This is a genomic window from Methylobacterium sp. 13MFTsu3.1M2, from assembly GCF_900112625.1.
In the GTDB taxonomy this organism is placed as follows: domain Bacteria; phylum Pseudomonadota; class Alphaproteobacteria; order Rhizobiales; family Beijerinckiaceae; genus Methylobacterium.
The window spans coordinates 18,063-27,686 of the sequence record NZ_FOMM01000042.1; the positions used below are offsets into that span (position 1 = coordinate 18,063).

The 9,624-nt window shown below is 71.5% G+C and carries 13 protein-coding genes; 6 read left to right on the forward strand and 7 right to left on the reverse strand.

Annotation, left to right across the window (positions count from 1 at the left end; genetic code table 11):
* Positions 1-67: 67 nt before the first annotated feature.
* The 4 genes from rpmH to hemA all read right to left on the reverse strand — a co-directional run bounded on the left by rpmH (position 68) and on the right by hemA (position 3,360).
* A complete protein-coding gene (rpmH, locus tag BM314_RS28340) occupies positions 68-202 on the reverse strand; it encodes a 50S ribosomal protein L34 (protein ID WP_007558110.1) in 135 nt (44 codons plus the stop codon).
* Positions 203-370: 168 nt separating this feature from the next.
* The gene (locus tag BM314_RS28345; protein ID WP_012320444.1) at positions 371-916 is read right to left on the reverse strand and encodes an adenine phosphoribosyltransferase; all 546 of its coding nucleotides are present in this window, start codon (positions 914-916) and stop codon (positions 371-373) included.
* A 70-nt stretch (positions 917-986) separates the two neighbouring features.
* A complete protein-coding gene (locus BM314_RS28350) occupies positions 987-1,784 on the reverse strand; it encodes an inositol monophosphatase family protein (protein WP_026604817.1) in 798 nt (265 codons plus the stop codon).
* Positions 1,785-2,064: 280 nt separating this feature from the next.
* Positions 2,065-3,360 carry a 5-aminolevulinate synthase gene (gene hemA / locus BM314_RS28355; RefSeq protein WP_020092502.1) on the reverse strand — a complete coding sequence of 432 codons (1,296 nt, stop codon included), beginning with the start codon at positions 3,358-3,360 and terminating at the stop codon, positions 2,065-2,067.
* 320 nt (positions 3,361-3,680) lie between these two features.
* Between hemA and BM314_RS31155 the strand changes: the two genes are divergently transcribed.
* Both BM314_RS31155 and murA read left to right on the forward strand, forming a co-directional pair.
* Positions 3,681-3,860, forward strand: coding sequence for a hypothetical protein (locus BM314_RS31155; protein ID WP_081636463.1), 180 nt, complete (start codon positions 3,681-3,683; stop codon positions 3,858-3,860).
* An 86-nt stretch (positions 3,861-3,946) separates the two neighbouring features.
* A complete protein-coding gene (gene murA, locus BM314_RS28365) occupies positions 3,947-5,236 on the forward strand; it encodes a UDP-N-acetylglucosamine 1-carboxyvinyltransferase (protein ID WP_020092503.1) in 1,290 nt (429 codons plus the stop codon).
* Between the two features lie 48 nt (positions 5,237-5,284).
* On the opposite strand, the gene BM314_RS28370 is transcribed toward murA, so the two are convergent.
* Positions 5,285-5,680 (reverse strand): hypothetical protein, encoded by a 396-nt coding sequence (locus BM314_RS28370; protein WP_091981840.1) that lies wholly within the window; start codon positions 5,678-5,680, stop codon positions 5,285-5,287.
* 188 nt (positions 5,681-5,868) lie between these two features.
* Between BM314_RS28370 and BM314_RS28375 the strand changes: the two genes are divergently transcribed.
* The 4 genes from BM314_RS28375 to BM314_RS28390 all read left to right on the forward strand — a co-directional run bounded on the left by BM314_RS28375 (position 5,869) and on the right by BM314_RS28390 (position 8,642).
* Positions 5,869-6,315 (forward strand): DUF2948 family protein, encoded by a 447-nt coding sequence (locus BM314_RS28375; RefSeq protein WP_091981842.1) that lies wholly within the window; start codon positions 5,869-5,871, stop codon positions 6,313-6,315.
* 21 nt (positions 6,316-6,336) lie between these two features.
* Positions 6,337-7,632: a histidinol dehydrogenase gene (hisD, locus tag BM314_RS28380; RefSeq protein WP_091981844.1), complete on the forward strand. Its 1,296-nt coding sequence runs from the start codon at positions 6,337-6,339 to the stop codon at positions 7,630-7,632.
* Positions 7,633-7,642: 10 nt separating this feature from the next.
* Positions 7,643-8,125: a UPF0262 family protein gene (locus tag BM314_RS28385; RefSeq protein ID WP_020092507.1), complete on the forward strand. Its 483-nt coding sequence runs from the start codon at positions 7,643-7,645 to the stop codon at positions 8,123-8,125.
* Positions 8,126-8,231: 106 nt separating this feature from the next.
* The gene (locus BM314_RS28390; protein ID WP_234083060.1) at positions 8,232-8,642 is read left to right on the forward strand and encodes an arsenate-mycothiol transferase ArsC; all 411 of its coding nucleotides are present in this window, start codon (positions 8,232-8,234) and stop codon (positions 8,640-8,642) included.
* A 93-nt stretch (positions 8,643-8,735) separates the two neighbouring features.
* Here BM314_RS28390 and BM314_RS28395 read toward each other — a convergent pair whose 3' ends face one another.
* Positions 8,736-9,062: a hypothetical protein gene (locus tag BM314_RS28395; protein WP_020092509.1), complete on the reverse strand. Its 327-nt coding sequence runs from the start codon at positions 9,060-9,062 to the stop codon at positions 8,736-8,738.
* 103 nt (positions 9,063-9,165) lie between these two features.
* Positions 9,166-9,624 (reverse strand): transglutaminase-like cysteine peptidase (locus tag BM314_RS28400; RefSeq protein WP_091683537.1); only part of this gene is annotated, 459 nt, incomplete at its 5' end.

The following is a 9,624-nucleotide window of genomic DNA, read 5'->3' on the forward strand; positions in this document are numbered from 1 at the left end:
CCCGGCCGATACCACTTGCCTCGTGGCGCGGATGCGTCGGAGCGTCCGCGCCGGCGAGGATCAGGCCTCAGGCCGACAGGCGCTTACGGCCATGGGCGCGACGGCGCGCGATGACCTTGCGGCCGCCGGCGGTGGCCATGCGCGCACGGAAACCGTGACGGCGCTTACGGACGAGCTTGCTCGGCTGGTAGGTTCTCTTCATGGCTCAGAGCCTTCAAAGGTCGAGGCGCGCTCGCGGGCAGCTATTGCTGCACCCGACCTTCACGCGTCCTGGTTGTCTGCAAACACGAAGGGCGCCCATGCGGGGCGCCACGTCGCGAGTGGCGGGCTTATGGCGGATGAGCCCCGCGAAGTCAACGTTTCGCGGGGCTCAATGACCCTCGAACTGCATGAGGGTGCGCACCTCGACGCCCAGGTCGCGCAGGCGCTGCGCGCCGCCGATCTCGGGCAGGTCGATGACGAAGCAGGCGGCCACGATCTCGGCGCCGATCTTCTGGAGCAGGTTCACGGCGGCGATCGCGGTGCCGCCGGTGGCGATCAGGTCGTCGACCAGCAGCACCTTGTCGCCGGGCCGTACGGCGTCGACGTGGATCTCGATCTCGTCGGTCCCGTACTCGAGGGCGTAGGCCATCGAGACGGTCTTGTGGGGCAGCTTGCCCTTCTTGCGGATCGGCACGAAGCCGCAGGAGAGCTGGTGGGCGATGGCCCCGCCGAGGATGAAGCCCCGGGCCTCGATGCCGGCCACCTGGTGGATCTGTCCGCCGGCGTAGGGATGCACCAGGGCGTCCACCGCCCGCCGGAAGGCGCGCGGGTCGCTCAGCAGCGTGGTGATGTCGCGGAAGATGATCCCCGGCTTCGGGTAATCGGGAATCGAGCGGACCGATTCCTTCAGCGCGACGTGGCGGCGGGCTTCCATGCGTTCGGCCTTCCGTGGGGAACCGCGGGCTTAAAGCAGAAGCCCGACGGCCTGACCAGTCGGTGGCGGCTCAGGCCGCCTGGACCTTCTTGAGGATGGCGACGAGGTCCCGGTGAAGCCCCTCGTTGCCGCAGGCCACCGACCGGGGCGCCAGCGGCTCGGCCGCGCCGTCCGCCGAGGTCACGAAGCCGCCCGCCTCGCGCACCAGGATCACGCCGGCAGCGAAGTCGTAGGTCTGGAGATCGCGCTCCCAGTAGGCGTCGAGGCGGCCGCAGGCCACGTAGGCCATGTCGAGGGCCGCCGAGCCCATCCGGCGGGTCCCGCCGGCCACCGCCATCACGGCGCCGAGCTCGCGCAAGAGGCGCGGGTGGCTGCCGCGACCGAGATAGGGCGTGCCGTAGCCCACCAGCGCGTCCGCCATGTCCTGGCGGCCGGAGACGCGCAGGCGCCGGTTGTTGAGATAGGCGCCCTTGCCGCGCTCGGCGACGAACAGCTCGTCCTTGATCGGGTCGAAGATCACGCCGGCCACGATCTGGCCCTCGCGCTCGAGACCGACCGAGACCGCGAAATGCGGCACGCCGTGCAGGAAGTTCGACGTGCCGTCGAGGGGATCGATGTGCCAGGTGTGGCTCTTGTCGGTCCCCTCGATGATCCCGTTCTCCTCGAGGACGAGGCTGTAGCCCGGACGCGCCTTCATGAGGGCGTCGCGCAGCACCTCCTCGGCCTTGCGGTCGGCCGCGGAGACGAAGTCGCCCGGACCTTTGCGCGAGACCTGCAGGTTCTCGACCTCGCCGTAGTCGCGGCGCAGGCCGCGCGCGGCCTTGCGCACGGCATCGACCATGACGGTCATGAGGGGTGAGGAGATCATAGGCGGACTTTTCGCGGATGAGGATTGGCGCCGTCGTTACAGGTCGGCGCCGGAAAAGACGAGATGGGGACGGGACATGGAAGCGCTGCGGGCCGCTGCCTTAGCGCGGAGCCGGCGCGGTCAGGCCGGCCTCAGCATACCGCCGCGCCCGTCTTTGCGAGCGGAGCGAAGCAATCCAGGGCAGCAGGCCGGCCGCGGATGTGGCATCCCTGGGTTGCTTCGCTCCGCTCGCAAAGACGGGCGCCCGCAACACGGCCCGGCCGGGACGGCGGCGCGGATCCTACTCCGCGGCCTCGACGAAGACAGTGCCGGCGCGGGGCAGGTCCAGGGCCTGCCAGGTCTCGCCCAGCGCCGCGGCGAGGCGCTCGATATGCGCCGCGTCGTGGAACGGCGACGGCGTGATCCGCAGCCGCTCGGTCCCGCGCGGCACCGTCGGGTAATTGATCGGCTGAATGTAGATCGCGTGGTGCTCCAGCAGATGGTCCGCCGCCGCCTTGCACAGCTCGGCATCGCCGACCATCACCGGCACGATGTGCGTCTCGGTCTCCAAGACCGGAAGCCCCGCCGCGCTCAGCGCCGCCTTCGTGGCCGCCGCCTGACGCTGGTGCGCCTCGCGCTCCGCGCTCGAGCGCTTCAGGTAGCGCACCGACGCCCGCGCCGCCGCAGCCACCGCCGGCGGCAGCGCCGTCGTGAAGATGAAGCCCGGCGCGAAGCTGCGCACCGCGTCGCAGATCGCCGCCGAGGCGGTGATGTAGCCGCCCACGCAGCCGAAGCCCTTGGCCAGCGTCCCCTCGATCACGTCGACCCGGTGCATGACGCCGTCGCGCTCGGCGATGCCGCCACCGCGCGGGCCGTAAAGGCCGACGGCGTGGACCTCGTCGAGGTAGGTCATCGCGCCGTAGCGCTCGGCCAGGTCGCAGATCGCGCCGATCGGCGCCACGTCGCCGTCCATCGAGTAGACCGACTCGAACACGATCAGCTTGGGCCGGTCGCCAGCCTGCCGCAGCAATTCCTCGAGGTGGGCGAGGTCGTTGTGGCGGAAGATCGTCTTGGCGCAGCCGGAATGGCGCACGCCCTCGATCATCGAGTTGTGGTTGAAGGCGTCCGACAGGATCAGGCAGTCGGGGATCAGCTTGGCGATGGTCGAGATGCCGGCCTGGTTCGAGACGTAGCCGGAGGTGAAGACGAGGCCGGCCTCCTTGCCGTGCAGGTCGGCGAGCTCGCGCTCCAGGTCGACCAGCGGCGAGGTGTTACCGGCGATGTTGCGGGTGCCTCCGGCGCCGACGCCGCAGCGGGCGGCGGTCTCGGTCATGGCGGCGACCACCTCCTTGTGCTGGCCCATGCCGAGGTAGTCGTTGGAGCACCACACGGTGATCTCGGTGGTCTTGCCGTCCGGCTGGCGCCACTTGGCGGTCGGGAAACGCCCCGAGATCCGCTCGATGTCGGCGAACACGCGGTACCGCCGCTCCCCGTGCAGCTGATCCAGGGCCCCGCGGAAGTAGCGCTCGTAGCCGGATCCGGCGCGCGTCGATCCCGCTTGGGCGAGCATCGTGCTGGGCATCCGGGTGACGGTCATCGAGCGTCCTTCGCGTATTCGGCCGCGCGGGCGACACCGCGTGAGCGGCGTCTCAGGCCCGCGATCGAGGTCCGGCCTCGGTCCAGTCCTTCGCGTGAGGGCCGCAAGATACGCGCGGATCTGGAACTGGTTCAAGGTAAGGTTCCGACATCGCAGCGTTGCATCCGTTGAGAGGCCCGCGTGAACCCGCTAGCGTCCGGCACGTTCTTCCGACCCGAACTTGGCTCCCGCCCCCTGCAACAGCTCATGTCTCCGACCGCAGATGGCTCGTCCGGCGTGGACCGCGCGGCCCCGACCTTGCGGCGACCAAGGGTCGCGCCGTGACGGACTCCAGGGACGAGCGGGCAGAGCGCCTCAAGGCCGCGCTGCGCCAGAACCTGCGCCGCCGCAAGGCGCAGGGCCGCGGGCGGGCCGAAGGAAGACCGTCTCCCGGCGCGGATCAGTCCTGCGCGCGGGAATCGGATGGAAACGGTCCTGATTCCGACAAATCCGGTCTATAGGGCACGGCCAAGCCTGGGCGCTGCCGCGCCCGCGATCAGCACGGCCGGCCGCGCGCCCTCGCGGGTGCGCCGCCCGAGGACACACGATGGACCGCATCCACATCACCGGCGGCGCGCCGCTCAACGGCGTGATCCCGATCTCGGGCGCCAAGAACGCGGCGCTGCCGCTGATGATCGCGAGCCTGCTCACCGGCGAGACGCTGGAGCTGATCAACGTGCCGCGGCTCGCCGACATCGCCGCGCTGACGCGGATCCTCGGCAACCACGGCGTGGATCACATGGTCGTGGGCAAGCGCCCCGGTCAGACCACCGAGACGGGCCAGACGATCCGGCTCACCGCCTCGAACGTCATCGACACCACGGCGCCCTACGAGCTGGTCTCGACCATGCGGGCGAGCTTCTGGGTGATCGCGCCGCTGCTCGCCCGGTTCGGCGAGGCCAAGGTCTCGCTGCCCGGCGGCTGCGCCATCGGCACCCGGCCGGTGGACCTGCTGATCATGGCGCTGGAGAAGCTCGGGGCCGAGATCGAGATCGACGCCGGTTACGTCGTCGCCAGGACCAAGAACGGCCTGCGCGGGGCCGAGTTCGCCTTCCCGAAGGTGACCGTGGGCGGCACGCACGTGGCGCTGATGGCCGCCGCCCTGGCCTACGGGACCACGGTGATCGAGAACGCTGCCCGCGAGCCGGAGGTGGTCGACCTCGCGGAGTGCCTGAACAAGATGGGCGCCAAGATCCGCGGGGCCGGCACGCCGCGCATCGAGATCGAGGGCGTGGCCCGCCTGAACGGCGCCCGCCACGAGGTCCTGCCCGACCGGATCGAGACCGGCACCTACGCCATGGCGGTGGCGATGGCCGGCGGCGACGTCGTGCTCAAGGATACCCGGGCCGACCTGCTCCACTCGGCCCTCGACGTCCTGACGACCACGGGCGCGGAGATCACGCAGGTCGAGGGCGGGATCCGCGTGCGCCGCAACGGCGCCGGCATCGCGGCGGTCGACGTCACCACCGACCCGTTCCCGGGCTTCCCCACGGATCTCCAGGCGCAGTTCATGGCGCTGATGACGCTGGCGAAGGGCCAGTCGCACATCCGCGAGACCATCTTCGAGAACCGGTTCATGCACGTGCAGGAGCTGGCCCGCCTCGGCGCGAAGATCCGCCTGGAGGGCGACCTCGCCATCGTCGAGGGCGTGGACCGGCTGAAGGGCGCCCCCGTGATGGCGACCGACCTGCGCGCCTCGGTCTCCCTGGTGATCGCGGGCCTCGCCGCCGAGGGCGAGACCCAGATCAACCGGGTCTACCATCTCGACCGCGGCTTCGAGGCGCTGGAGGCCAAGCTCGGCCGGTGCGGCGCGCAGATCGAGCGCGTCCGGGCCTGAGCGGCAGCGCTCGGTCCGAGCCGGCCGGCGCGCGGCAGCGCCCGAGGCTCAGTCCTCGATCTGCCCGCGCCTGTAGCCGAAGCCGGGGATCTCGCAGCCGCAGGGCGCGTCGGGAGGCCCCGGGCGCACCCTGCACGTGCCGCGGGCCGTCACGCAGACGCTGTCGTCCCACGGGCGCCCGAAGTCGCCGCGCCAGCGCGGGCCGCGCCTGTCGTACGCATCGTCGACTGGCGGCGGGGGCGGACGCCAGCCATACCCGTCATCCGCGGGCGGAGGCGGCGGACGCCCGCCGGGCGGCGGCGGTGCGTAGAGATCCCGATCCGGCGCCGGACGACCGTAGATGTAGGGCCGCGCGTCCGGACCGACCTGCGCGACGGCGGGTCCGGCCGCCTGCATCCCGACGGTCAGCACCGCCACAACCGCGCGCTCGGTGAGTGCCGCCATATGAGACCCTGCCCCGGCTCGACCGCCGGCGCGTCTAAACGGCGACGCTGGCCCGAGCCTGTGCCCGGCCGGGATCGCGATCCCCAGACCAGCCGTTGCCCGAACGGGGCCGCGCCGCTACCTACGCCGTGCCGCGGACCGGCCCTCGCCGCCCGACCCGCGCCCCGTATTCCCCGAGGACCCTCTGCATGGAGCTGCTCAGGCTCGCCGCCCTCGACACCGAGGACCTGACCGTGATCTCGGCCCATCTGCAGGACGCGATTCTGCGACCGCAGGACCTGACCTTCCTCGCCGGCGAGCACCGCTTCCTCATGGCGGTGCGCCGCTTCGACTGGACGCCGAGCGCCCCGCCGCGCCGGCGCCTCGCCGGCCTGCACGTCGAGCGCGTGCTGGGCGTGAAGAGCCGCGGCCTGAAGCCGGACGACGCGACGCCGATGAGCCTGCTCGCCCTCACCTTCGAGCCGACGGACGCGCCCTCCGGGCACATCGACCTCGTCTTCTCCGGCGGCGCGGCCCTGCGGCTGGAGGTCGAGTGCATCGAGGTCCGGATGAAGGATCTCGGCCCGGTCTGGGAATCGGCGAACCGTCCCGGGCACGACATCGACACCGATACGGCCGCCGGCTCGGCGGCCTGACGCGAGACAGAAGGCTTCCCGATGGTCCGGCTCGACAGCAGCGATCCGAATTTTGCCGCCGCCTTCGCGCGCCTCCTCACGGTGAAGCGCGAGATCGCCGAGGACGTGGACGAGGCGGTGCGCGGCATCATCGCCGACGTCGTCGCCCGCGGGGACGAGGCGCTGGTCGATTTCACCCGGCGGTTCGACCGGCTCGGCGCCGATTTCTCCGCCGCGCAGCTGCGGGTCACGGACGCGGAGATCGAAGCGGCCGTCGCGGCCTGCCCGTCGGACTCGCTGGAAGCCCTGCGCCTCGCCGCCGAGCGGATCGAGAGCTTCCACCGGGCGCAGCGGCCCGCGGATCACCGGGCCACCGACGCCCTCGGCGTCACGGCCGGCTGGCGCTGGACCGCGCTGGAATCGGTCGGCCTCTACGTCCCGGGCGGCACCGCGAGCTATCCCTCCTCGGTGCTGATGAACGCGCTGCCGGCGCGCGTCGCCGGGGTGCCGCGCCTCGTGATGGTGGTGCCCACCCCGGACGGCCAGATGAACCCGCTGGTCCTGGCCGCCGCGCAGCTCTCCGGCGTCCACGAGGTCTACCGGGTGGGCGGCGCCCAGGCGGTCGCGGCCCTCGCCTACGGGACCGCCACGATCGCCCCCGTGGCCAAGGTCGTCGGGCCCGGCAACGCCTGGGTGGCGGCGGCCAAGCGCCGGGTCTTCGGCCAGGTCGGGATCGACATGATCGCCGGCCCCTCCGAGGTGCTGATCCTGGCGGACGGCCACGCCAACCCCGACTGGATCGCCGCCGACCTCCTGGCCCAGGCCGAGCACGACGTGGCCGCCCAGGCGATCCTGATCACCGACAGCGCCGAACTCGCCGGCGCCGTCGAGGCGGCGGTCGAGCGCGCCCTCACCACCCTGCCCCGTCAGGAGATCGCCCGGGCGAGCTGGCGCGATTACGGCGCCGTCATCCGGGTCCGCACCTTCGACGAGGCCGTGCCCCTGGTCGACCGCCTCGCCCCTGAACATTTGGAGATCGAGACGCAGGACGCGGAGGCGCTCGCCGCCAAGGTCCGCAATGCCGGCGCGATCTTCCTGGGCTCGCACACGCCGGAGGCGATCGGCGACTATGTCGGCGGCCCCAACCACGTGCTGCCGACCGCGCGCTCCGCCCGATTCTCGTCCGGGCTGGGCGTGCTCGACTTCATGAAGCGGACGACGATCCTCGCCTGCACGCCGGAGAGCTTGCGGGCGCTCGGCCCGGCGGCGATAAACCTCGGCCGGTCCGAGGGCCTGGAGGGGCATGCCCGCTCCGTCGCGATCCGGTTGAACCTGTGAGGTTTTGGGGATGGCGGAGAAGCAGCGCGGGCCGAACCGCCTCGCGAAGGTGAGCCTGGACGAGGGGTCCATCGCCCGCGGCAATCCGGATCAGGAGCACGAGCGGGCGATCGCCCTGTTCGACATCCTGGAGGACAATTCCTTCACCATCCCCGGGCGGGAGGGCCCCTACGCGCTCACGCTCGGACTCGTCGAGAACAAGCTGTCCTTCGCCATCACCACGGTGGACGGTGAGCCGGTGATGACGCACCTCCTGTCGCTCACGCCGTTCCGGCGGGTGATCCGCGACTACGAGATGATCTGCGAGAGCTACTACAACGCGATCCGCACCGCCTCGCCGTCGCAGATCGAGGCGATCGACATGGGTCGGCGGGGCCTGCACAACGAGGCGTCCGAGACGCTCAAGCAGCGGCTCGAGGGGAAGGTCGACCTCGACCACGACACGGCGCGCCGCCTGTTCACCCTGATCTTCGCGCTGCACTGGAAGGGTTAGGCGCCCTCCGCGCCGACCGGCGATGGCTGAGCCCGCTCCCGAGCCTCCTCCCGAGCCTTTTCCCGACGCGCCCCCGAAGAAGCGGCGGGTGCAGTCCGTCCTGTTCATGTGCAACTACAACGCCGTGCGCTCCGTGGCGGCGGAAGCGATCGCGCGCGCCTATTTCGGCAAGTCCACCTACGTGCAGTCGGCCGGGGTGCGCTCCGGCGAGCCCACCGACCCGTTCATGGTCGCGGCCCTCGACGAGGTCGGCATCGACGCGAGCCGGCACCGCCCGCGCACCGTGGAGGAGCTGGAGGACTGGGAGGGCCTGAACTTCGACCTGATCATCACCCTCGCGCCGGAGGCGCACCACCGGGCACTGGACCTGACGCACACCCTCGCGGCCGATGTCGAGTACTGGCCGACCCCCGACCCGACGCTGCTGCAGGACGCCTCGCGCGAGCAGCGCCTCGACGCCTACCGCGACGTCCGCGACGGGCTGACCCGGCGGATCAAGGCGCGCCTGAAGGCATAGGCGGCAGGCCTCCGCGACGCTGCCTTGCTGGCCGACCTCACGCGCTTGGCGGAAACGTCCTTTCCCGATGGCCGCTGCCGGGAATCGCCGACGTCAGCCGCGGTTGCCGACCAGCCAAGCGCGCATCCGGCCAGCGAGGAGCGGCCGGGCGCGCCCGACATCCTCGTCGTCGAGCAGCGGCGAGGCCGCGAGGGTCGCGAGATAGGCGTCCTCGGCGGTCCGGCAGGCCCGGAAGGCGGCGTCGGCGGCGAGATCCCGGTCCGTCAGTGCCGCCTGGATCCGGAAGTTGCGGCTGACGCAGTCGCGCCACGCGGCGTGGCGGGCTTCGGTCTCGCTCGCGGCCCGGGCGGTGCCGCAGGCGGCGGCGACGAGGACGACAGCCAGAAGCGGGACCGGCGTCACGTGGCGGGCTCGCGGCATCGTTAAGGCACTCCGTCACCCGACAGAGTGGCGCCGCAGGGTTAGCGATCCGTTAAGGAACGGCGCGTGCGGCCGAGGTTCCACTGCTCGCCGCGTGGCTTGTTCACCGGTTTGCGGTGGTGACCGGGGAGGTGACGCCGCCGAGGGAGACCCAGGCGACGGCGTCCTGGCTCTCGCGCTTGATGAACACGTAGCCGGTCTTGTGCCAGGGCAGGATCGCGCTGGTCTTGTTGTCGAGCACCAGGTCGCCGCGGTCGGTGATCAGGGTCAGCACGGCGTGGCCCTCGCCCTTCTCGTCGATCACCACGGTCATGCGCATCGCCCGCCGCGGCAGGCCGGCCTCGGCCAGCATGTGGCGCTTGAGCAGCTGGAAGTCCTCGCAGTCGCCGATGCCGTCCTCGGCCAGGTCCCAGCGGTCGGCCACGTGCAGGTGGTCCTGGTCGGTCATCGGCTCGATCGCCTTGTTGACCCGCCGGTTCACCGACACGATCGTCGCCCAGGTGGCGGGCGTCAGGCTGATCCGGGCCGGCTCGCCCCGGTCCAGCGCGCACTCCGCCGCGTA